This is a genomic window from Burkholderia sp. AU16482, from assembly GCF_002223285.1.
GTDB classification, from domain to species: Bacteria; Pseudomonadota; Gammaproteobacteria; order Burkholderiales; family Burkholderiaceae; genus Burkholderia; species Burkholderia semiarida.
On sequence record NZ_NKEY01000006.1, the window covers coordinates 1,290,011 to 1,313,556 of the forward strand.

General features: G+C 67.6%; 17 protein-coding genes and 1 pseudogene. 8 read left to right on the forward strand and 10 right to left on the reverse strand.

Annotation, left to right across the window (positions count from 1 at the left end):
* Window positions 1-91 precede the first annotated feature (91 nt).
* Window positions 92-424 (forward strand): hypothetical protein, encoded by a 333-nt coding sequence (locus CFB35_RS23185; RefSeq protein ID WP_179231799.1) that lies wholly within the window; start codon window positions 92-94, stop codon window positions 422-424.
* Window positions 425-514: 90 nt separating this feature from the next.
* Here CFB35_RS23185 and CFB35_RS23190 read toward each other — a convergent pair whose 3' ends face one another.
* Together CFB35_RS23190 and CFB35_RS23195 are read right to left on the reverse strand one after the other, a co-directional pair.
* Entirely contained in the window at window positions 515-835 is a 321-nt protein-coding gene (locus CFB35_RS23190; RefSeq protein ID WP_040140021.1) for a pyrimidine/purine nucleoside phosphorylase, read from the reverse strand.
* A 173-nt stretch (window positions 836-1,008) separates the two neighbouring features.
* Window positions 1,009-1,911 (reverse strand): LysR substrate-binding domain-containing protein, encoded by a 903-nt coding sequence (locus CFB35_RS23195; protein WP_059585018.1) that lies wholly within the window; start codon window positions 1,909-1,911, stop codon window positions 1,009-1,011.
* A gap of 181 nt (window positions 1,912-2,092) precedes the next feature.
* On the opposite strand from CFB35_RS23195, the gene CFB35_RS23200 reads away from it, so the two are divergent.
* From CFB35_RS23200 to CFB35_RS23210, 3 genes and pseudogenes are all read left to right on the forward strand, one after another.
* Window positions 2,093-3,277, forward strand: a complete 1,185-nt coding sequence (locus CFB35_RS23200) for a M20 aminoacylase family protein (RefSeq protein WP_089465589.1) — start codon at window positions 2,093-2,095, stop codon at window positions 3,275-3,277.
* Between the two features lie 42 nt (window positions 3,278-3,319).
* The gene (locus CFB35_RS23205) at window positions 3,320-4,648 is read left to right on the forward strand and encodes an MFS transporter (RefSeq protein ID WP_059639569.1); all 1,329 of its coding nucleotides are present in this window, start codon (window positions 3,320-3,322) and stop codon (window positions 4,646-4,648) included.
* A gap of 239 nt (window positions 4,649-4,887) precedes the next feature.
* A pseudogene (locus CFB35_RS23210) lies at window positions 4,888-5,013 on the forward strand (cysteine hydrolase); the annotation flags it as partial.
* A 225-nt stretch (window positions 5,014-5,238) separates the two neighbouring features.
* On the opposite strand, the gene CFB35_RS23215 reads toward CFB35_RS23210, so the two are convergent.
* The 5 genes from CFB35_RS23215 to CFB35_RS23235 form a co-directional block, all read right to left on the reverse strand.
* The gene (locus CFB35_RS23215) at window positions 5,239-6,345 is read right to left on the reverse strand and encodes a porin (protein ID WP_089465590.1); all 1,107 of its coding nucleotides are present in this window, start codon (window positions 6,343-6,345) and stop codon (window positions 5,239-5,241) included.
* Between the two features lie 63 nt (window positions 6,346-6,408).
* On the reverse strand, window positions 6,409-6,828 hold the full coding sequence (locus CFB35_RS23220) for a DoxX family protein (protein ID WP_060310849.1): 420 nt from the start codon (window positions 6,826-6,828) through the stop codon (window positions 6,409-6,411).
* A 173-nt stretch (window positions 6,829-7,001) separates the two neighbouring features.
* The gene (locus tag CFB35_RS23225; RefSeq protein ID WP_059585013.1) at window positions 7,002-8,279 is read right to left on the reverse strand and encodes a cytochrome c; all 1,278 of its coding nucleotides are present in this window, start codon (window positions 8,277-8,279) and stop codon (window positions 7,002-7,004) included.
* A 2-nt stretch (window positions 8,280-8,281) separates the two neighbouring features.
* The gene (locus CFB35_RS23230) at window positions 8,282-9,901 is read right to left on the reverse strand and encodes a GMC family oxidoreductase (RefSeq protein WP_059585012.1); all 1,620 of its coding nucleotides are present in this window, start codon (window positions 9,899-9,901) and stop codon (window positions 8,282-8,284) included.
* Window positions 9,901-10,404, reverse strand: a complete 504-nt coding sequence (locus tag CFB35_RS23235; protein ID WP_059639572.1) for a sugar dehydrogenase complex small subunit — start codon at window positions 10,402-10,404, stop codon at window positions 9,901-9,903. Before CFB35_RS23235 ends, CFB35_RS23230 begins: the two co-directional genes overlap by 1 nt.
* Before the next feature lie 310 nt (window positions 10,405-10,714).
* Between CFB35_RS23235 and CFB35_RS23245 the strand changes: the two genes are divergently transcribed.
* The 3 genes from CFB35_RS23245 to CFB35_RS23255 all read left to right on the forward strand — a co-directional run bounded on the left by CFB35_RS23245 (window position 10,715) and on the right by CFB35_RS23255 (window position 19,829).
* A complete protein-coding gene (locus tag CFB35_RS23245) occupies window positions 10,715-16,762 on the forward strand; it encodes an alpha-2-macroglobulin (RefSeq protein WP_089465591.1) in 6,048 nt (2,015 codons plus the stop codon).
* Window positions 16,763-16,772: 10 nt separating this feature from the next.
* Window positions 16,773-19,016 (forward strand): penicillin-binding protein 1C, encoded by a 2,244-nt coding sequence (gene pbpC / locus CFB35_RS23250; protein WP_089465592.1) that lies wholly within the window; start codon window positions 16,773-16,775, stop codon window positions 19,014-19,016.
* Between the two features lie 123 nt (window positions 19,017-19,139).
* On the forward strand, window positions 19,140-19,829 hold the full coding sequence (locus CFB35_RS23255; protein WP_060009344.1) for a hypothetical protein: 690 nt from the start codon (window positions 19,140-19,142) through the stop codon (window positions 19,827-19,829).
* A gap of 29 nt (window positions 19,830-19,858) precedes the next feature.
* Here CFB35_RS23255 and CFB35_RS23260 read toward each other — a convergent pair whose 3' ends face one another.
* Together CFB35_RS23260 and CFB35_RS23265 are read right to left on the reverse strand one after the other, a co-directional pair.
* Window positions 19,859-20,380, reverse strand: a complete 522-nt coding sequence (locus CFB35_RS23260) for a GNAT family N-acetyltransferase (protein ID WP_089465789.1) — start codon at window positions 20,378-20,380, stop codon at window positions 19,859-19,861.
* Between the two features lie 25 nt (window positions 20,381-20,405).
* The gene (locus tag CFB35_RS23265) at window positions 20,406-21,653 is read right to left on the reverse strand and encodes a multidrug effflux MFS transporter (RefSeq protein WP_089465593.1); all 1,248 of its coding nucleotides are present in this window, start codon (window positions 21,651-21,653) and stop codon (window positions 20,406-20,408) included.
* A 297-nt stretch (window positions 21,654-21,950) separates the two neighbouring features.
* Between CFB35_RS23265 and CFB35_RS23275 the strand changes: the two genes are divergently transcribed.
* Entirely contained in the window at window positions 21,951-22,493 is a 543-nt protein-coding gene (locus CFB35_RS23275; RefSeq protein ID WP_089465594.1) for a hypothetical protein, read from the forward strand.
* Window positions 22,494-22,568: 75 nt separating this feature from the next.
* Here CFB35_RS23275 and CFB35_RS23280 read toward each other — a convergent pair whose 3' ends face one another.
* Window positions 22,569-23,465, reverse strand: coding sequence for a glutamate/aspartate ABC transporter substrate-binding protein (locus tag CFB35_RS23280; protein WP_089465595.1), 897 nt, complete (start codon window positions 23,463-23,465; stop codon window positions 22,569-22,571).
* Window positions 23,466-23,546 lie beyond the last annotated feature (81 nt).

The window sequence follows — 23,546 nt, forward strand, 5'->3', positions numbered from 1 at the left end:
TGACCGGAACCGTGCGTGCCCAACGCGATCTCACTTGCACGCAGCACTGCTGCGCATCCCACTCAATCAATCACGACTCGAGGGAGATAACGTGAACGTGAAATACTTACCGCTCATCGCATTGACCGTGGCAATTTCTGCTCATGCGGCCGAACCGGCCGTGCAGAACGTGGGACAAAGCCAGAAAGCAGCGCCGGACGTCTCGGCATGCATCGCCAAGACCTGGGCCGACAAGTCGCAACAACAGGTGATCTCGCAGAACGTGCTGGCCAACGGCCTCGCGACCGACGTGTACGCACCGGGCCAGCAGCCGCCGAACGGCGCCGCCGCGATGGTTCGTCCGTCGTGGAAGCCGGATGCGAAGACGTGGGTCGGCGTGCGCGGCGACGCAGCGGCCGCCGGCGACATCAGCGCCTGCCTGTAACGAAGGCTGGCGCACCGGATGGCCTTGCGCCATCCGCTTGCAACGGGCCCCGCTTCGGCGGGGCTTTTTCTTTGCCGCGCGAAAAGCGCGTTACAGGTAGCTGCACACGTAGTCGAGCGTCTCGATCACCTCGATGTCGAAGCGGCTCTTGCCCGGCACCGAGAACGATTCGCCGGCGCCGTAGGTCTGCCATTCGCTGCTGCCGTCGAGTTTCACGCGGCACTTGCCGGCCTGCACTTCCATCAATTCGGGCGCATCCGTGCCGAAGTTGAGCGCGCACGGCAGGATCACGCCGAGCGTCTTGCGCGTGCCGTCCGGGAAGAGCACGGTATGCGACACGCACTTGCCGTCGAAATAGACGTTCGCGCGCTTGACGACCGATACGTTGTCGAATTGGGTTGCACTGGTCATGTGATGCCTCTGATTGCTGGATGCCGGATGGCGATGGATTTGAAGGCCGGCCGAAGCGGCGGGCCGGCCGCTATGATACCGGCTCGCGCGGCGGGCGCCGCAATGGTACGCGGTCAGCGCGTGCCGGGCCCAGGATCGTCAGGATCACTACGCGATCCGCGCAAGGCGCCCTTTCATCGCAGCCCCTTGCGTCGCGCGGAATCGCGCAGGCAATCGAGCAGCATCGCCGCGGCCGGCGTCAGCGGGCTGTCGCGGCGCGTGACGACCTGCACCGATACGCCCGGCAAGCGCTCGCGAATCGGCAGCACCGCGAGCTGGTCGCGCGCCCATTCGCCTTGCAGCAACTGTTCCGGCATCGATGCGATCAGGTCGCAACCCGTCATCAGGCTGTGCGCGAGACCGAAGCTCGGGCATTCGACGACGCGCGCCGGCACCGGCAGCCCGTACGCGACGAACGAGTTGAACAGCACCTGCGTCGAGCTTTCCGGCGACGGATTCATCAGCCAGTCGGCCTCGACGAGATCGGCGAGCGACGTGGCCGACGCGAGCGGATGCCCTTTGCGCGCGACGATCAGCGAACGGCTCGCATAGAGCTCCGCATGATCGAACTCGGCCGCCAGCAATTCGGGCACGACGACCACCACCGCAAAATCGAGCGAACCGTCGTGCAGGCGCGGCAGCGCGACACCGGGAAACCCTTCGATCAGGTTGACGCGCGCCACTGGAAAGCGGCGCCGGAACGCACGAAACGCGTCGGGCAGGATCGTGACCGCCGCCGCCGGCGTGATCGCCGCCGAGACGGAACCCGTCATCGCCCCCTGCGCCTGCTCGATGTCGTCGCGGGCGCGCTGCATTTCGGCGACGATCAGCCGCGCGCGCACCTGCAACTGCTGGCCGAACGCGGTGAGTTGCACGCCGCGCGCGGTGCGCACGACGAGCGATACGCCGAGCGCGATCTCCAGTTCCTTGACCGCCTTCGTCAGCGCGGCCGGCGACACGTTCAGGCGCCGCGCGGCCGCGCGAATGCTCCCTTCCTCCGCGGCGGTGACGAACGCTTTCAACTGATGGTATTTCATGGGGCGATGCGTGATCCGTGGAAACCCTGTGCGCCGTGCCGCGCAGGGGTTCAGGGTATTCCCGAGCGGCAACCGACGGTGTGCACCAAAGCAATTTAGCAGCTTCTGGTACGCAAAAGAAATTTATATGCTTGGTCGTCATATGCGCGTCAAATGCCCCACCAGCCCCACTGGAGAGACCATGCTGCAAGCCGTGAACCCCGTGATACCCGGCATCGCCGCGATCGCCCCCGAGCTCGTCGAAGTACGCCGCCGCATCCACGCCCATCCCGAACTCGCATTCGAAGAGACGCTCACGAGCGACCTCGTCGCCGAGCTGCTCAGCGGCTGGGGTTACGACGTGCATCGCGGCATCGGCAAGACGGGCGTGGTCGGCGTGCTGCGCGAAGGGCAAGGCACGCGCACGGTCGGCCTGCGCGCCGACATGGACGCGCTGCCGCTCGCGGAAACCACGGGCCTGCCGTACGCCAGCCGCCATGCGAACAAGATGCATGCATGCGGCCATGACGGCCATACCGCGATGCTGCTGTGCGCGGCACGCCACCTCGCGGCCACGCGCCAGTTCTCCGGCACGCTGAACCTGATCTTCCAGCCGGCCGAGGAAAACTTCGGCGGCGCGAAGGCGATGATGGACGACGGCCTGTTCGACCGTTTCCCGTGCGACGCGATCTTCGCGATCCACAACATGCCGGGCCGCGCGGCCGGTGACATGGCGTTCCGCACCGGCGCCGCGATGGCGTCGGCCGACCGCGTGACGATCACGCTGCGCGGCGTCGGCGGCCACGGCGCGATGCCGCATTTCGCGCGCGATCCAATGTCCGCCGCCGGCAGCATCATGGTCGCGCTGCAGACGATCGTCGCGCGCGAAGTCGATGCGCAGCATGCGGCCGTGATCACCGTCGGCAGCGTGCAGGCCGGCGAGACGTTCAACATCATTCCGGAAACCGTCGTGATGAAACTGTCGGTGCGCGCGCTGAACGCGGACGTGCGCGCCCTGCTCGCGCGCCGCATCGAAGCGCTTGCGAGAGGCCAGGCGGAAAGCTTCGGCGTCACCGCGGAAATCGACTACGACTACGGCTATCCGGTACTCGTCAATCACGCGGAACCGACCGCGTTCGCGGCCGGCATCGCGCGCCAGATGCTCGGCGCGGAGCGCGTCGAAACCGAAGCGGCGCCGCTGATGGGCAGCGAGGACTTCGCATTCATGCTCGAGGCGCGCCCCGGCTGCTACGCGTTCATCGGCAACGGAATCGGCAGCAAGGGCGGCTGCATGGTGCACAACCCCGGCTACGACTTCAACGACGACATCCTCGCGATCGGCGCGAGCTACTGGGTTCGCGTCGCCGAAGCCTGGCTCGCGGCCTGAACGCCCTTCACCACGCAGTTTCGCGCTAACCGGGGGAACCCCATGGAAACGTCCGCCCTTCCGTTCGCCGGCACGCCGGTCGATGCCCGCGCCGCCGCGAGGAAACGCCGGCTGATCGCGGCCGCCGCCGTCGGCAACGCGCTCGAGTTCTACGACTTCACCGTCTACAGCTTCTTCGCGATCCTGATCGGCAAGCTGTTCTTTCCGGTGCATTCGTCGTTCGGGCAACTGATGCTCGCGGTCGCGAGCTTCGGTGTCGGCTTCGTCACGCGTCCGCTCGGCGGGCTCGTGATCGGCATGTATGCGGACCGCGCCGGCCGCAAGAAGGCGATGATCCTCACGCTGCTGCTGATGGCGCTCGGCACCGCGACGATCGCGGTCGCGCCGACCTTCGCGCAGATCGGCATCGCCGCGCCGCTGCTGCTCGTGCTCGCCCGGTTGCTGCAGGGCTTCGCGTCGGGCGGCGAAGTCGGTGCGTCGACGACGTTGCTGCTCGAACAGGCGCCGCAGCATCGGCGCGGTTTCTATGCGTCGTTCCAGTTCTCGAGCCAGGGGCTCGCCGCGCTCGCGGGCGCGCTCACCGGCGTCGCGCTGACGTCGACGCTGACGGCCGCGCAACTCGAAAGCTGGGGCTGGCGCGTGCCGTTCATCATCGGCACGCTGTTCGTGCCGCTCGGCTACTGGCTGCGCAAGACCGTCGAGGAAGTGCCTGCTGCCGCGCCTGCTGCTGCCGCACATGCATCCGGGGAAAAAGTGGCCTCGCTACCGCTCGCCGACGTGCTGCGTCATCACGGCAAGGCCGTGTTCGCAGGCCTCGGCGTGACGATCGGCGGCACGTCGATCCACTACATCATCGTGTTCTACATGGCGATCTACGGCGTGCAGGTGCTGCACCTGCCGACGTGGCTGTCGATGACGGCCGGCTGCGTCGCCGGGGCGATCCTGATGCTCGTGACGCCGATCGGCGGCCATCTGTCCGACGTGTACGGGCGCAACCGGATCGTATGGTGGACGCGCATCGTGCTGATGGCCGCGATCTACCCCGCGTTCATCGCACTGAATCGCTGGCCGGGCGCCGCGTCGCTGCTGTCGATCATCGCCGCGCTGTCGATCGTGCATGCGATCAACATCGGCGCGACGGGGGCGATGCTCGGCGAGTTGTTTCCGCGAGCGGTGCGGGCGACCGGTGGTGCGCTCGTGTATAGCGTGGGCGTCGCGATCTTCGGCGGCTTCGCGCAGTTCTTCGTCACGTGGCTGATCGCGGCGACCGGGAATCCGAATGCGCCCGCGTGGTATGCGATCGGGTGTGGCGTGCTGACGCTGCTTGCGATTCGCTGTATGGACGAGAAGGCCGGGAAGGCGCTGGATTGAGCGGTGGCCGGTGCGCGGCACGCGAAGCGTCATTGACCTTGCGCGCGCCCATCGGGCATCATTGATCAATGCACAACGCCACGATCATCCTTTCGACGACCACGCGCACGACCGCCTTCGGCGGGCCCGTGCGGCGAGTGCGCGCAAGATCGTAGCGTCACCGATTCCCACAGGCCCCGCCGGTTCCGGACGGGGTCTCATCGTTTCTCCGTCTGCATCGGCCACTCAGGAGAAACGCCATGTCCAAAGCCCCTTCCCCGAAACGCGCGCTGCTCGTGATCGACATGCAGGTCGGGCTGTTTCATGGCCCCGATCGTCCGCATGACGGCGAACGCGTGCTGGCCAACATCAATCGGCTGATCAACGCACGTTATCGGTAGCACGATGCGTAACGCCAGCTATAAGACTCGCGGCGAAAAGATGAATGGGCGATGCCCGGCAGCCATATAACGGCCTGCGGCAGGCCCGGCGCACCTCGATCTGCGCGCCGGCGCTGATGTGCACGTCACAACGATCCGGCAACGCCGTAAACGCAAAAAGGCACGGACCTTCATCGCCCATGCCTTTTTCCCCTACACGAACCACCTCATTCAGAACGTGTGCATCATCCCCACATACGCGCCGGTCTGCGACTCGCCCGTCATCGGACTCGTCCCTGACGTCGCATCGCGCGGCGACGCAATCAGCGAAAAGTTCGAATTGCCGCCATTCCGCACATACGCGACCGTCCCATACAGGAACGTGCGTTTCGACAGGTTGTACGTGGTGCCGAGCACGTACATGATCGCGTGACCCGACGGATCGTGCGACGCATCGCCGCCGCCGTCGCCCACCTTCACGTAGTACCCGCCGCCCGTCACCGCCCATTGCGGCGTCGCCGTATACGTCGCACCGAGCCAGTAATGATCGGCACGATCGGCCACCCCCGCCGGGCTGTCCGGCGCCTGGTAGTGCGTATACGCCCCCTGGATCTTGAACTTCGACACCTTCACGTTCGCCCCGACGAAGTACTCGCGCGACGCGGTGAAGATGTTGCTGAACTTGCCGTTGTTGTCGCGCAGTTCGTCGTAGATGCCGCGCACGTCGAGCACCGGCGAGTGGTACGAGATCATGATCCCGTCCGAGCGGCCGAAATCGTCGGCCGCACCGTAGTTGAACCCGCGCGACTGGTTGCCGAACGCGTATTGCGCCTGCACGTCGAAGCCGCCGATCACCGGGCTGTGATATTCGATGTTGTTGCTGCTTTGCGGCCAGTTGCGGCCACGCACGAGCGACGCCGACGAAAACGCCTGCTGGACGAACGGATCGAATTCCCACACGCCGTCGCTGTCGATGAACAGGTTGCGGCCGGCCTGCAACTGGCCCCACGTGTCGCTCTTCAGCCCGACGTATGCGCGCCGTGACCACATGCGCCCGCCGCCCGTCTGGCCGTTCATCACCTGGAACGCGGTTTCCAGGTTGAAGACCGTCGACAGCCCGCCGCCGAGATCCTCGACGCCCTTCAGCCCGAACATGCTGGTGCCCCAGTCGCCGCTTTCCGCGCTCCAGCGCGTGCCGCTGCCGCCGTTCGGCTTCGCGATGTGGTTCAGGTATTCGACGCCGCCGTCGATCCGGCCGTACAGCGTGACGCTCGTCTGTGCAAACGTAACCGCCGGCGTGGCGGCCGCAATCAGCCATGCAAGGTATTTGAGTCGCAAAATGATGCCCCCTCGAAGTCTCGACCGTCCGACGCGCGCCCCATGCACGCGCCTCGGGTCTGCTTAGCCGCGATCGATCGAAAAACGTCCGGGGCCGGCCGCGCAGAGCGCGAGCAAGCCGCCCGAGATCGCGATGTTCTTGTAGAAGTGAATCATGTTGTTGATCTGCTCGCCGCCCGTCATCGTCCAGTAGTGATGGCCGATGATGCCGGTGCCGATCGTATACAGCGCAAGCAGCAGCGCGAGCGCGCGCGTCTGGAAACCGACGAGGATCGCGATCCCGACGAACAGCTCCATCACGACGGAGATCGCCGCCGAGATGATCGGCGCCGGCGCGCCCTCGCTACCCATGAACGCGATCGTACCGGAGAAGTCGACAATCTTCTTCCAGCCGAACATCACGAACAGGATCACGAGCAGAATGCGGGACAGCAGCAGCAGCACATCGCGCTGGGACGCGAGAAACGGTTGATTCGGTGTCATGGTGTGATCAACGAAAACGATGCGCGCAACCGCACGCACCGGATTGCCTGTGAACCGGAGCGGGCGGCCATCCGCGCCGCCCGCTCCGCTCTGCAACAACCGGCATCGGGGCCCGCCCGATGTGCTGTGCTCCTCCTCTTTTATGTTGTCGCCCTGCTTCGTCGCGCGCCGCGTCAGCGCAGCTTCGCGACGTCCTGCTCGGTCACCTTCGCGGCCGGATTGCCGAACTGCCCGGTCAGGTAGTTCGTCAGCGCGGCGATCTGCGCATCCGACAGCTCGTGGCGGAACGCCGGCATCCCGACGTCCTCGCTACCGGCCTTGCGCTGCACGCCGTTCAGGATCACCTGCACGAGGTTGGTCGGATTCGACGCGCCGACCGTCGAGTTGTGGAACAGCGGCGGGTAGTAACCGTCCGGCGTGCCCTTGCCCTGCATCTGGTGACAGGTCGCGCAGTTGCCGAGATACAGCCGCGCCGGGTCGATACCCGACGACGCGAGCGCGACGCCGCGCAGCTTCAGGCCGTCCTCGGCCGGCTTGCCCCACGACGAGCGCGACTGCTTCGCGTCGCCGCTGGCCACGGCCGGCACCGTACGGATGTACGTCGAGATCGCGCCGATGTCGGCTTCGGTCATCTTCGAGAAGCTGTGCTCGATCGCCTCCGCCATCGGGCCGGCTGCCTGCGCGAGGCCCGGCACGCTGCCGGTGCGCAGGTACTGGACGAGCTGCTGCTGCGTCCAGCCGCCGATCCCCGCGTTCGGGTCGGACGTGATGTTGTAGCCGTCCCAGCCCGCGAGCACCGAGCCCGACAGGAAGCTGCCGCCCGTTTCGTCGAGCGACTTCTCCTGCATCGCGATGCCGCGCGGCGTGTGGCACGTGCTGCAGTGCGCGAGGCCCTGCACGAGATACGCGCCGCGGTTCCATTCGGCGCTCTGCTCGGGCTTCGGCTGGTACACGCCGTCCTTCAGGAACAGCCAGTTCCAGATCTTCAGCGGCCAGCGCATGCTCAGCAGCGCGGGGATCTCGTTCTTCGGCGGCGCCTGCTTGACCGGTTCGACGCCGTGCATGAAGTACGCGTACAGCGCCCGCACGTCGTCGTCGTTGATCTTCGCGTACGACACGTACGGCATCGCCGGATACAGGTTGTCGCCGTTCTTCGACACGCCGTGACGCACCGCGCGCTCGAAATCGTCGAACGTCCAGTTGCCGATACCCGTATCGGGATCGGGCGTGATGTTGCTCGTATAGATCTTGCCGAGCATCGGCACCGGCATGCCGAGACCGCCCGCGAACGGCTTGCCGCCTTTCGCGGTGTGGCAGGCCATGCAGTCGCCGGCGACCGCGAGGTATTCGCCGCGCTTGACCTGCGCCGGATCGGCCGAATCGGCCGCGCGTGCGAGGCCGGGCAACGCAAGGCAGCCGGCCAGGAGGAAGGTGAGAGTAGATTTCCGCACGGTCAGACTTCCTTCTTCAGCGTGTCCGACATCCGCAGCGCGAGCGCCGCGATCGTCAGCGTCACGTTCACCGTACCGACGGTCGGCATCGTCGAGCTGCTCGAGATGAACAGGTTCGGATGGTCGAACGTGCGGCAGTCCTTGTCGACGACCGAGTCGCGCGCATCCGCGCCCATGATCGTCGCGCCGGTGATGTGGTTGTTCGGCGCGAACTCGTCGTTGAAGACGACGTCGGTGCCGCCGAGCACCTTCGCGGCCGTCGCGTAGACCTCGCGCGTGTGCACGGCGCCGCGCTTCACGTAATCGTCGATCGCATACGTGATCTCCGGGCGCGGGATGCCGATCGCGTCGGTGGCCGTCTTGCTCGGCACGATGCGGTTCTCGGGCTGCGGCAGGATTTCGTGAAAGCAGTCGAACTGCACGTAGCGCGCGGAACGGTCGCGGATCTGCGCGTCGAGTTCCTCGTGCTTCATCAGCTTGCCGGCCTTGAAGATCTTCTGCGTCTCCTGGTTGATGCGCGACATGTTCGACAGGTGGATCTTCTTCGCGGCTTCGGTCGCGCGGAACGGGCCGTCGCGGAAACCGATCAGCGACGTCATCTCCTGCGGGCCGCGGCCCGGCCACAGCTTCTCGCTCGCGTAGAACGACACGCCGGTGCCCGGATGGTCCATCAGGTTGCGGCCGACCATGTCGGAGCTGTTCGCGACGCCGTTCGGGAAATCGCGGTTCGCGGACATCAGCAGGATCTTCGGCGTCTCGATGCCATTCGCGGCGAGCACGAAGTACTTGCCCTCGACGCGATGGTCGGCGCCCGTCTTGTCCTTGTAGATCGCGGCGACGATGCGCTTGTCCGGCCCGGTCTCGAGCTTGTAGACCACCGCGCTGTCGATCAGCTTCGCGCCGGCCTGCTCGGCCTTCTCGACGTGGACGATGCCGTTGTACATCGCGCCGATCGGGCAGATCGGCATGCAGTTGTTGTTCCCGCAACAAGTCGGCCGGCCGTCGTACGGGCGGCTGTTGCGCGCGACGGGCTCGGTCACCACGTGGAACTTCGGGTCGTAGCCGTTCAGCGCGCTCTTGATGGTCTGCTCGTTGAACGACAACGGCAGCGGCGGCATCGGGTACGCCTGCTTGCGCGGCGAGTACAAATCTTCCTCGGGGCCCGGGCCCCACACGCCGAGCTCTTCCTCGGCGCGCTGATAGTAATGCTCGAGATCGTCGTACTGGATCGGCCAGTCGCGGCCGACACCGTACACCGTCTTCATCTTGAAGTCGTTCGGGATGAAGCGCCACGCCGACGCGGCCCAGTGCCACGTCGTGCCACCCACCGCGCGGATGTACTGCGAGTTGAACTTGTGCTCGCCCTTCAGGATCAGGTAGTCGTTCGGCGGGCCGTATTCCGGATGCGGGGCCCACGGGCTCGACGGGTACGGCGCCATGAAATCCGTCTTGTCGGGCTGGTTGCGAAAGCGCTCGACGATTTCCCAGCGCGGCATGCGCGGGCCGGCTTCCAGCAGGATCACGGACTTGCCCGCCATCGCGAGCTGGTGCGCGACGATCGCGCCGGCGACACCGGACCCGACGACGACGATGTCGGCCTTTTGCGTATCGGTATCGGCCATCAGGCTTGCCTCTCGATCGGTTTTTCGGCCCAGAAGCCGGGTTTGTTGGGGCAATACGAAGGGATCACGAGGGTATCGGACACCACGCTGAACATTAATGCTTCTTCGTAGGTAATCACGACGTCGTCGACGATGCCGAGATACCACGCGCCGAGAATCGTCAATGCGAGCGATTCCTGGTCGGGATTCAGCGAGCCGGATGCGAGCGCGCCGGCAAGTTGCGGCAGGCTGTCGGCCGTCTTGAACGAGCCCTTCTGCAAGGCCTGCAGATAGCGCTGACCGGTCACGCGGCTCAGCCCTTTCTTGCCGGTCAATGCTTCGGAAAGCGTCATGAACGTATCGAGCGGCGCGGTGCCGGGATCGTCGGCCAGGGCCCGCAACGCCAGCGAGCCGGTGAGGCCCGCCGCCGTCAGCGCCAGTGCGCCCTGCAGCCATTGACGCCGCGTGATGCCGGTTGCGGCTGCGTCGTCACGACGCGATTGGGGGGTGTTGTCGTTGTGCATGTTTCCTTCTCTCGAACACCGGATTCGGGAAAACCACGCTTGATATTTCTCAAACATTGGCGCGGACCTGAAATGTACGCGCACAAATCGAATCGAACAATCTTTTTATAGTTCATTAAATGTTCCGCAATCCGGCGTAATCGACATTTCGCTGCATTTTTGTGTCGTCGACGCGACAAATCTGCGGCACGCCTGCCCGTGTCGCGCGCCGACCACACACTGCCCCTGCACGCCGCGCTGCGCGCGCACGGCGGTCGGTTAGAATCCCGTGCAATCAAACAGAAAGCTTCCCTCCGAGGGCAATCGAGCGATGAAGCAACGCGACAAGCACAACAAAGAAATCGACCAGACCAACCACACGGCCCGCCTGCTCTGGCGCATCGGCGCCGTCGCGGCGCTCGGCGGCGCCACGGCGCTGTCGCTGCATGCGGGCGCGGCGCGCACAGTGAGCGTGTCGCCGCAAGGCACCGTCACCGAAGTCCGGCAGAGCGTCGTCAAGTTCGACGAACCGATGGTCGCCTTCGGCTCGGCCTCCGCGCCGAATCCGGCGCGCATGACCTGCAACGATTCGACGGCCGCGCGCGGCCAGGGCCACTGGCTCGACGACAAGACGTGGGTTTACGATTTCGAAAGCGACCTGCCGCCCGGCGTGCGCTGCTCGGTCGCGCTCAACGACACGCTGCGCTCGGTCGCCGGCAACGCGGTCAGCGGCCCCCGTCGCTTCACGTTCCAGACGGGCGGCCCGTTTCCGGTATCGGTGCGCCCCGGCTCGCGCGAGATCGAGGAGCGGCAGGTCTTCGTGATGAAGCTGAACGGCCCGGCCGAGCCGCGCTCGGCGCTCGCGAACATCTGGTGCGAAGCGGCCGGCATCGGCAACCGCATTCCCGTCATGGCGGCCGACGACGAGACGCGCAACGCGCTGCTCGATCACTTCGGCTGGAAGAAGGAGGCGGCGCGCGTGCTGACGCTGTCGTGCTCGCAGGCGCTGCCCGCGAGCGCGAAGATGCAGCTCGTGTACGGCAAGGGCGTCGCGAGCCCGAGCGGCATCGCGAACGACACCGAACGGCGCTTCGATTTCACCGTGCGCGCACCGTTCGCCGCGAGCTTCTCGTGCGAACGCGAGAACGCGAAGGCGCCCTGCACGCCGCTGCGCCCGCTCACGCTGTCGTTCAACGCACCGATCTCGCGCAAGCAGGCCGAAGCGATCAAGCTGCGCGGCCCCGACGGCTCGCTGTCGCCCACCTTCGCGGCCGACGATCGCAGCGAGGAAGTGACGACCGTCACGTTCAACCCGCCGCTGCCCGCGCAGGCCGGCCTGACCGTCGAGCTGCCGTCCGGCCTGCACGACGTGACCGACCGGCCGCTGTCCAATGCCGACCTGTTCCCGCTCGCGACGCGCACCGCGCCGATGCCGCCGCTCGCCAAATTCTCGTCGGGCACCTTCGGGATCGTCGAGCGCTTCGCCGAACCCGATACGCCCGCGCTGGTGCCCGTCACGTTGCGCAACGTCGAGGCCGACCTGCATATCGCCGGCCTCAATGCAGGCGGCGCGCAATTCGCGAACCTGAAGGTCGAGAACGACACCGCGATCCGCCAATGGATGCGCACCGTCGATCGCTTCGACAACTGGTCGATGACGGCCGGCTCGATCGACGACCAGATTCCCGGCCTGCTGGAACGCAAGGGCCAACACCCGGTGTACGTGCCGCTCGAGGCCGGCCAAAAGCAGCCCGCGCCGAAGAACCGCCGCATCGACGTGCGCTCGCTGTCGCTGCTGACGGGCGAGCCCGGCGCGCAGGTGCTGACGCTGCCGAAGGCCGACCCGAAGACGCTGCGCCCGTTCGAGGTGGTCGGCGTGCCGATCGACAAGCCCGGCTTCTACGTGCTCGAACTCGCGTCGCCCGCGCTCGGCCGCTCGCTGCTCGCGAAGCCGTCGAGCATGTACGTGCGCACGACCGTGCTCGTCACGAACCTCGGCGTGCACCTGAAACGGGGCCGCGAGAACAACCTCGTGTGGGTCACGACGCTCGACAAGGGCAAGCCGGTGCCGAACGCGCAGATCCGCGTGTCGGACTGCAACGGCGACGAGATCGCGGCCGGCAAGACCGACGCGCAGGGCCTGCTGAAGATCGACGGGCCGTTCGAGCCTAAGCGCGCGTGCAACTCGTCGGAAACCTTCAACGACTATTTCGTATCGGCCCGCGTCGACGATCCGAAGACGGGCCCCGACATGGCGTTCGTCAGCTCGGGCTGGAACCGCGGGATCGAATCGTGGCGCTTCAACGTGCCGACCGACACCGACAGCGCGCCGACCGTGCGCGCGCATACGGTGTTCGACCGCACGCTGCTGCGCGCCGGCGAAACCGTGTCGATGAAGCATTTCATCCGCACCGAGACGCTGCAAAGCCTCGCGTTCCCGTCGCAATACCCGACGCGCGTGACGATCCGCCACCTCGGCACGGGCCAGACCTACAAGCTGCCGCTCACGTGGGCGGCCGACCACAGCGCGGACTCGCAGTTCACGCTGCCGGCGGCCGCGAAGCTCGGCGAATACGGCGTCGAGCTCGAAGGCGGCCCGGAAGATGCGCCGACCGCCACCTACTACAGCGGCAGCTTCCGCGTCGAGGCGTTCCGCCTGCCGGTGCTGAAAGGCTCGATCGGCGCGCGCGATGCGCAGAAAAGCCCGCTCGTCGCCGTGAAGGAAGCGCCGCTCGCGGTGCAGATCGACTACGTGTCGGGCGGCGGCGCATCGAACCTGCCGGTGCAGGTGTCGGCGCTGATGAAGTGGGCATCGCCGCCGTTCGCCGATCGTTTCGAGGATTTCAGCTTCACGCCGTATCGCCCCGACACGAGCGACGGCAACGCCGACGACGATGCGCAGGACGGCGACAACACGTCGTCGTCGGCATCGAGCAACGATCCCGACGCGACGAAGCTGATCGCCGACAAGCTGCCGCTGACGCTCGACCGCAACGGTGCGGGCACGGTCACGCTCAAGGGCCTGCCCGACGTCGACGCACCGAAGCGCATCGCGCTGGAGGCGACGTTCGCCGACCCGAACGGCGAAGTGCAGACGATCCGCGGCGACACGATCCTGTGGCCGGCCGCGGTGGTGGCCGGCATCAAGGCCGGCCGCTGGGTGTCGGTCGGCCAGCGCGTGCCGGTGCAGGCGCTGGCGGTCGACCTGCAGGGCAAGCCGCGTGCGTCGGTGCCGATCGAGATCAAGGGCGTGGCTCGCATCACGACGTCGTCGCGCAAGCGCATGGTCGGCGGCTTCTATGCGTACGACAACAAGAGCGATACGCGCGACCTCGGCGTGCTGTGCTCGGGCAAGACCGACGACAAGGGCCGCATGGCCTGCGACGCGACGCTCGAGCAGGCCGGCAACGTGCAGCTGATCGCGGTCGCGAAGGACGGCGACGGCCGCACGTCGAATGCGTCGACGTCGGTATGGGTCACGCGCGAGGACGAACTCTGGTTCGGCGGCGACAACACCGACCGGATCGACGTGATCCCCGAGAAAACGTCGTACGAACCGGGCGAAACGGCCCGCTTCCAGGTGCGCATGCCGTTCCGCTACGCAACCGCGCTCGTCGCGGTGGAGCGCGGCGGCGTGATGGAAACGCACATCGTCGAGCTGAATGGCAAGAACCCGACCGTCGACCTGAAGGTCGGCGAATCGTGGGGGCCGAACGTCTACGTATCGGTGCTCGCGCTGCGCGGGCGGATTCGCGAGGTGCCGTGGTACTCGTTTTTCACGTGGGGCTGGAAGGCGCCGGTCGAATGGGCGCGCGCGTTCTGGCGCGAAGGCCGGCACCATGAGGCGCCGACCGCGTTCGTCGACCTGTCGAAGCCCGCGTTCCGCTACGGGCTCGGCGAGATCAAGGTCGGCACCGGCGTGCATCGCCTCGGCGTGACCGTGACGACCGACGCGACGCGCTACACGGTACGCGGCAAGGCGCAAGCGCACGTGAAGGTCACGCTGCCGAACGGCCAGCCCGCACCGGCCGGCACGCAGATCGCCATCGCGGCCGTCGACGAGGCGCTGCTCGAACTGATGCCGAACAACAGCTGGGACCTGCTCGATGCGATGCTGCGCCGGCGCGCATACGGCGTCGAGACGGCCACCGCGCAGATGGAAATCGTCGGCCGCCGCCACTTCGGCCGCAAGGCCGTGCCGGCCGGCGGCGGGGGCGGCAGCGCGCCGACCCGCGAGCTGTTCGACACGCTGCTGCTGTGGAACCCACGCGTGACGCTGGATGCCAACGGCAGCGCAACCGTCGAGGTGCCGCTGAACGACGCGCTCACGCGCTTCCGGATCGTCGCGATCGCGGCGGTCGGCCCCGACCGTTTCGGCACGGGCAGCACGTCGATCCGCAGCACGCAGGATCTGCAACTGATCTCCGGCCTGCCGCCGCTCGTGCGCGAAGGCGACGCGTTCCGCGCGCAGGTCACGCTGCGCAACACGACCGACCGCGCGATGCAGGTCGTCGTGACGCCGCGCGTGACGGGCCTCGACGTCGCGCCGCAGACCGTGTCGCTGGCGGCGAATGCGGCGACCGAGGTCGCGTGGACGGTCACCGTGCCCGAGCAGGCGCTCGATGCGGCCGGTGCGCTGAACTGGCGCATCGAGGCGGCCGAGCAAGGCGGCAAGCGCGCGTCCGATGCACTGGCTGTCGCGCAGAAGGTGGTGCCCGCGCTGCCGGTCACGGTGCAGCAGGCGACGCTCGCACAGGTCGACGGCACGTTGACGGTGCCCGTCGCGGCCCCGGCCGGCGCGGTCGGCAACGCGCAAGGCATACCGCGCGGCGGCATCGCCGTATCGCTGCAGTCGAAGCTCGCCGACGGCCTGCCCGGCGTGCGGCGCTGGTTCGAGCGCTATCCGTACCGCTGCCTCGAACAGCAGACGTCGCGCGCGATCGGGCTGCGCGACCCCGCGCAATGGCAGGCGCTGATCGCACGCATGCCCGTCTACCTCGACAGCGACGGCCTGGCGAGCTACTTCCCGCCGTCGTCCGACGATTCGCACCACGGCAGCCCGACGCTGTCGTCGTACCTGCTCGTGGTGTCCGACGAAGCCAGCCGCCTCGATCCGCGCTTCGCGCTGCCGGAAGACCTGCGCACGCAGCTCGAGGCCGGGCTCGCGCGCTTCGTCGACGGCCGCATCGAGCGCAACGCGTGGGCGCCGCGCCAGGATCGCGACCTGCGCAAGCTCGCCGCGATCGAGGCGCTGTCGCGCTACGGCGCCGCACAGGGCCGCATGCTCGGTTCGATCGAGATCGCGCCGAACCAGTGGCCGACGTCGGCGGTGATCGACTATCACGCGATCCTGACGCGCGTGAAGGACATCCCGCAACGCGACGAGAAACGCGCGCAGGTCGACCAGATCCTGCGGGCGCGTCTCACGTACCAGGGCACGCAGCTCGTGTTCTCGACCGCGCGCGACGACGACCTGTGGTGGCTGATGACCAGCAACGAGACCAATGCCGCGCGTCTCGCGCTGGAATTCGCGGGCGACCCGGCATGGAAGGATGAAATGCCGCGCGTGACCGCCGGCCTGCTCGCGCTGCAACGTCAGGGCGCATGGCAGACGACGACGTCGAACGCGCTCGGCCTGCTCGCGGTCGAGCGCTTCTCGCGTACCTACGAGAGCACGCCGGTCACCGGCGCGACGAAGGTGGCGCTCGGCGGCGACGCGCGCTCGATCTCGTGGTCGCAGCCGGCATCGGCCGCGCCCGCCGATACGCCCGCGTCGGCCACGCCCGCGACCCGCGCGGCCGCCGCGCGCAGCGTGCTGATGCCGTGGCCGCGTGCGTCGCAGGGGCCGGCCACGCTGTCGGTCACGCAGGACGGCACCGGCCGCCCGTGGGCGACCGTCGAGAGCCTCGCGGCCGTGCCGCTGCGCGCGCCGTTCGCGGCCGGCTACCGGATCACGAAGACCGTCACGCCCGTGTCGCCGGCCGTCAACGGCGTGCTGACGCGCGGCGACGTCGTGCGCGTGCATCTCGACATCGATGCGCAGAGCGACATGACGTGGGTCGCCGTCAACGATCCGATCCCGGCCGGCGCGACGATCCTCGGGTCGGGCCTCGGCCGCGATTCCGAAGCCGCGACACAGGGCGAGAAGACGCCCGACGGCGCATGGCCGACGTTCATCGAGCGCGACTTCGACGGCTACCGCGCGTATTACGACTATTTGCCGAAGGGCAAATTCTCGGTCGAGTACACGCTGCGGCTGAACAACGTCGGCACGTTCGGGCTGCCGCCGACACGTGTCGAGGCACTGTATGCGCCGTCCGTGTACGGCCTGTGGCCGAACCCGCCGATGACCGTGAAGGCGGCCGACGCGGGCAAGTAACGAGACCGCGATGATCGATCTGGCTTTGCCGCGGCCGGCGCGTTTCGCCGGCCGCGTATTCGTCGCCGTCGTGCTGGCCGCCCCGCTCGTCGCGCATGCGCTGCCCGGCTACGACGACGTGCGCCGCAACTGGCGCAGCTCCGACTGGGTGCTGCTCGCGCGCGACGGCACGCCGCTGCAGCGCACGCGCGTCGACCTCACCGAGCGGCGCGGCGACTGGGTATCGCTCGCCGACGTATCGCCCGCGTTCCGCGAGGCGATCGTCGTGTCCGAGGACAAGCGCTTCTACGAACACAGCGGCGTCGACTGGCGCGGCATTGCCGGCGCCGCGTGGGGCAACCTGTGGAACGAGCGCACGCGCGGCGCGTCGACCGTCACGATGCAGCTCGCGGGGCTGCTCGGCGATTCGCCGCGCCGCTCGGGCCAGCGCTCGCTGCCGCAGAAGGCCACGCAGGCCGTGAACGCGCTGTGGCTCGAACGCAGTTGGCGCAAGGACCAGATCCTCGAGGCCTACCTGAATCTGGTGCCGTTCCGCGGCGAGACCATCGGGCTCGGCGCGCTGTCGCAGGTGCTGTTCGGCAAGGCGCCGTCGGGCCTCGACGCGCGCGAGGCCGCGATCGCCGCCGCACTCGTGCGTGCGCCCAATGCGGCGCCGGCGAAGCTCGCCGAGCGCGCATGCCGGATCCTGCGCGACATGCAGGCCGGGCAGGCATGCGCGTCGCTCGACGGCTACGTGCAGCTCGTCACCGCACGCTCGGCCAATGCCGTACGCGACGAGGGCGCCGCCCTCGCCCCGCACTTCGCACGGCGCATCGCGGCCGAGGTCAGGCCGGCGGCCGGCGCGCAGGTCCGCACGACGCTCGACGCGCCGTTGCAGCGCTTCGCGCGCGACACGCTGATGCGCGCGCTGACCGAACTGAACGCACCCGCGCACCGGCGCAACGTGCAGGACGGCGCGGTCGTCGTGATCGACAACGCGACCGGCGAGATCCGCGCGTGGGTCGGCTCGTCGGGGGCGCTGTCGAGCGCGCGCGACGTCGATGCCGTGCTCGCGCCGCGCCAGGCCGGCTCAACGCTCAAGCCGTTCCTCTACGCGCAGGCGATCGATGAAAAGAGGTTGACGGCCGCGTCGCTGCTCGACGATGCGCCGATCAACCTCGCCGCCGGCGGCGGCCTGTACATTCCGCAGAACTACGACAAGGATTTCAAGGGCTGGGTGAGCGTGCGCAGCGCGCTCGGCGGCTCGCTGAACGTGCCGGCCGTGCGCGCGCTGGTGCTCGTCACGCCGCACCGCTTCGCGCGCACGCTGACCGCGCTTGGCCTGCCGCTCGCGCAGGAAGGCGATTACTACGGCTTCAGCCTCGCGCTCGGCAGTGCGGACGTCACGCTGCTGTCGCTGACCAACGCCTACCGCGCGCTCGCGAACGGCGGAGTCGCGCGCAAGGTCGTCGACCTGCCGGCCACGGCACCCGCGCCGGCATCCGGCGCATCGGCGCCTGCGCGGCCGGACGCCGGTACGCGCGTGTTCAGCGAGGCGGCCAGCTTCGTCGTGACCGACATCCTGTCCGACAACAACGCGCGCGTGCGCACGTTCGGCTTCGACAATCCGCTCGCGACGCGCTTCTTCTCGGCGGTCAAGACCGGCACGAGCAAGGACATGCGCGACAACTGGACGATCGGTTTTACGTCGCGCTATACGGTCGGCGTGTGGGTCGGCAATGCGGACGGCTCGCCGATGTGGGACGTGTCGGGCGTCACGGGCGCGTCGCCCGTGTGGTCGGCCGTCGTCGGCTACCTGCACCGCGACCTGCCGAGCCGTGCGCCGCGTGCGCCGGCCGGCGTCGAGACGCGCCGGATCGCGTTCGAGCGCGACATCGAGCCGGCCCGCAACGAATGGTTCGTCGCGGGCACGGCGGTCGACACGATCCGGCTCGCGGCGCCCGCCACGCCGGGCAAGGACGGTGCGCGTGCGCCGCTGACGATCGGCGCGCCGACCGACGGCACGATCTTCGCGATCGATCCGGACATTCCGCCGAAGAACCAGCGGATCTGGTTCGAACGCTCGGCCGGGCGCGCGACGAAGTTCGCGTGGCGGCTCGACGACAAGGTGATCGGGCACGCCGACCGCGTCGCGTGGCTGCCGTGGCCCGGCAGGCACCGGCTCGAACTCGTCGATGCGCGCGGCAACGTCGCCGATGCGATCGGCTTCGAGGTACGCGGCGCGTTCGCGAAGCCGGCCGCGCGCAAGCCGTGAGGCGGCGGGCCGGTCTTGCTGGCCGGCTGCATTCGCTTTTACGCCGGTTCAGGACATAGAATTACAGTAGCGCCGCATTCCCGATGCGCACCGGTTGCCTCATTCTCTCGATCGCCCGCGACCATGAACCTTCGCCTTACGCGCTTCACCCGCCCCGCGCTGGGCGCATTGTGCGTCGCAACATTCGCCGCCCTCCAGGCCTGCAACGGTGAAGCCTGCTTCGGCGTCGACGCGTGCTTCAACGACAACACGCAAACCGTCTCGCTGTCAGGCACGGCCGCGACGGGCGACGCGCTCGCGAGCGCGCAGGTGGCGGTCAATTGCGCGGCGGGGTCGGCCACGACGCTGACGGACGGCGGCGGCAACTACCGGGTGACGCTCAACGCCGCGCTGCCATGCGTCATCACCGTGGCGTCGGGCGGCGCGAGCCTGCATTCGCTCGCCTACGCGGGCGGCACCTTCAATACGACGCCCGAGACCGAGCTGATGCTCGTCTATCTCGCGGCGCAACTCGGGACGAACACGGCCGGGCTGATCGGCAATTTCCAGGGCACCCTGCGCTACCAGCGGGCGATGAACAGCCCGGACACCGTGCAGGCCGCGCAATCGGCTGTGGTGACGAACCTGCAGCAACGCTATGCGGTCACGCTGGCCGCACCGGCGTTCCTGACCACGTCGTTCGTGGTCGGCCAACCGGGCGTCGACAGCGATCTCGTTGCGCTGGCCAAGGCTGGGGCGATCGATTCGAACGGACTGCCCGATCCGGTTGCCGTGTCGCTGTTGCAGCAGGCCGGCGCCGCGCATCCGCTGTAAGGAACACGAGACGGGGCAGGAATCGACCGTCAGGCGTTCGCTTCGCGCGCGTCGTCGGCCAGCAGCGCCCAACGCTCGTGGTCGCGCCATTCGCCGCCGATGCGCAGATAGCGCGGCGAAAACCCCTCTTGCCTGAACCCGAGCCGCCGAACCAGCGCGATCGACGCATGGTTGCCGGGCTGGATATTCGCTTCGAGCCGGTGCAGCCCGAGTTCGCGGAACGCGACGTCGACCGCCGCGCGCACCGCGTCCGTCATCAGCCCCTGGCGGCTGAGATTCGCCATCCCGTAGTACCCGAGATAAGCGCTCTGAAACACCCCGCCGACGATCTCGTTGAGATTCACCACGCCGACCACCGCGCCCGACGCCCGCTCGCGCGCGACCAATCCGACGTTCGGCCCCGTCAGGCAGCGGGCGAACCATTGATCGAACCCGGTCTGGTCGATGAACGAATCGACCCACGGCAAATGGTGACTCCGGCTCGCGCGGTTGGCGGCGATGAGGTCGGCGGCGTCGGACCGGGCGACGCGACTCAGCAGGATCCGGTTCATCAGTCGGTCGGTCGCGAGCCGGCGCTTACGCCGCCTCGCCACTCCCGCACACGACCGGCGCCGCCTGCTGCCGCGACAGATGGCGCAGCAGCTTCGTCACCATCCACACGACGATGAACGACAACGCGACGAAGAACACCGCAAGCGGCGTCAGCACGTGAATCGACACGAAACCGGCCAGGCCCATCATCGCGGACGACACGAGCAGCAGCGCGCAGCCGAGAATCGCGCTCGTCAGGCCGGCGATATGCGGAAACAGCGAATTGCCCTTGGCCATCAGCGTCGGATACATCGCGCCCGCGCAGAAACCCATCACGAGCACCGGCGTCGCGAGCGTCCACACGCGCAGGCCGACGCTCAGCGCCAGCACCAGCATCGCGATCGACGCGCCCGCCATCACGCGCGCGCCGATGCGCAGCCGCTGCTCGGCGCTCGGCAGCCCGCGGCCGTGGATCCGGTTCGACAGGCCGCCGAGGAAATACATGAGGCCGATGCCGAGCGCGAGGTAGCCGAAGAAGGTCGGCGGCTTGTGCAGCGTGGTCTGCACCATGAACGGCCCGACGATGTTGAACACCAGCAGGATGCTGTAGCACAGCCCCTGTGCGAGGAAGCAGCTCTGGAACACGGGGCTCGCCAGCACCTTGCCGGTGTTCGCCATCAGCGTGCGCGGCTCGAGATGCACCGGCTTCGGCAAGGTTTCGCGGTAGCGCCACAGCAGCGCCCACATCGCCAGCGAGTAGACCAGCAGGAACACGAGGCACGCGCGCCAGCCGAACCATTCCTGCAGGTGCGCACCGATCACCGGCGCGATGATCGGCGCCAGCCCCCATGCGATCGACATGTACGTGAACGCATGCATCAACGCCTGGCCGGAGAACGAATCGGTGATGATCGCCTTCGCCAGCAGGTTGGTGGTCGCGATCCCGAAGCCCTGCAGGCAGCGCGCGAGCACGAACGTCTCCAGGTTCGGCGCGCCGAGCGACAGCAGGCAGCCGATCGTGTAGATCACGAGCCCGAACGCGAGCACGCGCTTGCGTCCGTACGCATCGGCAATCGGCCCGAAGATCAGCTGGCCGAGCGCGTAAGCGGCCATGTAGCCGGACACGCTCGACTGGATCGCCTGCGGCGTGGTCGCGAACGAACGTGCCATGTCGGGCAGCGCGGGCACGTAGATGTCGATCGCGAGTTGGCCGGCGGACGCGAACAGGCAGATCAGGAACAGCAGGAAGCGCGGCGAATTCGACTCGCGCGCCGGAGTGAGCGTGGCGTTCATGACGACTGGGAAGGAGGTCGGGCAGCAGTGCCGCGCCGTCAATGTTCGTATGGCGAACATGCGTGCGGGGGTGGCGAATTCCGTATTGTGCCTGTTGTTGCACCGGGCGACAGGATTCCCCCTGGCGCGGGCGAGGTTGAATGTCGATCGCGGCACGTCCCGACATGCGCCGATCGGACCGGCGGGCGGCGATTTTAATGTTGATTTAAGCCGACGGCCGCATTGTTTCGGGTGGCTCACTCCGTGAGCCGTACGTCATTGTTGATTCGATCAGTCTCGTTCGATGGAGATACGAAGATGCGATTCCGTTCGTATATGGCGGCGGGCGCGCTGGCGCTGGTACCCGTGTTCGCGCTGGCCGGGCAAGCCGGCGCGGCGGCCGCCGCCCAACCGATGTTCATCAATGTCAACGGGCAGGCCGTGCCCGTGAAGGCCGAAACGCGGGTCGTCCAGACGGCCGTCGGCCCGATGAAGGTCAGCACGTGGAGCTGGCACAGCCCGCAAGGCGGCGCGAGCTTCGAGATGCAGACGGCGTCGTCGGGCGGCATGCCGTCCGCGGCGGCGTTGCGGCAAATCCAGGCCGCGCAGTACCGGATGCAGGCGGCGCAGGCGCAGATGGTCGCGATGCAGCGGCAGATGATGGCGCTCCAGCACATCGCGCTCGCCAACGCGCTCGCGATGCCGATGCCGCAGCCCGTCGGGTTCGCGATACCGGCGTGGGCCGCTCCTCAACCGGTGCTCGTCATCGTCCCGGCGCAGCCGCCGATGCCGTCGGCGGCCCCGGCAACGCCGGCCGCTCCCGTCGCACCGGCCACACGCGGCCCGGAAATCAAGGCCTGACGCGATTCGCGCCACTCGGCGCGCCGCGCCCGAACCGCCGGCACGTGCCGGCGGTTTTTCTTTGAGACGGCCGGATCAATACTGCGCCTGATCCGTCGGATTCTTGAACAGTTGCTTCATCTCCGGCGACAGCGGATAGTTGAGGCTCACGCCCTTCGGCGGAATCGGCCGCATGAACCACTGATCGTAGAGCTTCTCGGCCGCGCCCGAGGTCTGCATCTTCGCGATCACGCCGTCGACGACGCGCTTGAACGCCGGATCGTCCCTGCGCATCATGCACGCGTAGTTTTCGTGAACGAGCGGCGTGCCCGCGACCGTATACGCGCCCGGGTTGCGGTCCTTCGCGATCTCGCCGTACAGCAGCGGCTCGTCCATCACGAACGCCACCGCGCGGCCCGTCGTGACGTTCATGAACGCTTCGGCGTGATCCTTCGCGCTGATGATCGTCATGTTCATCGCCTTCTCTTCGTTCAGCTTGCGCAGCAGGCGCTCGTCTGACGTGCCGGCCGTCGTCGCGACCGTCTTGCCGGCCAGGTCCGCGAAGTCCTTCACGCCCGAATCCTTGCGCGTGCTGAAGCGAATGCCGTACAGAAAGATGCTGTTCGAGAACGCGGCCTGCTTTTGCCGCTCGAGCGTGTTCGTCGTCGACCCGCATTCGAAGTCGATCGTCCCGTTCTGCAGCAGCGGAATGCGGTTCTGCGACGTGATCGGGATTTCCTTCACCGCGAGGTTCGGCAGGTTCAGATCCGTCTTCAACTGGTCGATGATGCGCGACGCGATGTCCCGCGAGTAGCCGATGTTCTTCTGCTGGTTGTCCGAATACGAGAACGGCACCGACGACTCGCGAATGCCCAGCGACACGACGCCCGTGTCCTTGATCTTCTTCAGCGTACCGGTAAGGGCCTGCGCGTGCGCGGCGCCGGCCAGCGTACAGGCCAGCGCGACAGCCAGCCAACGGAAGCGGTGATCCATGCTTTTCTCCTGAAGAAACCTTGATCGAATCGCGATCCTACGCCCGACAAAATTCGTCCCACATCGGGGAAAGCGTCAAGC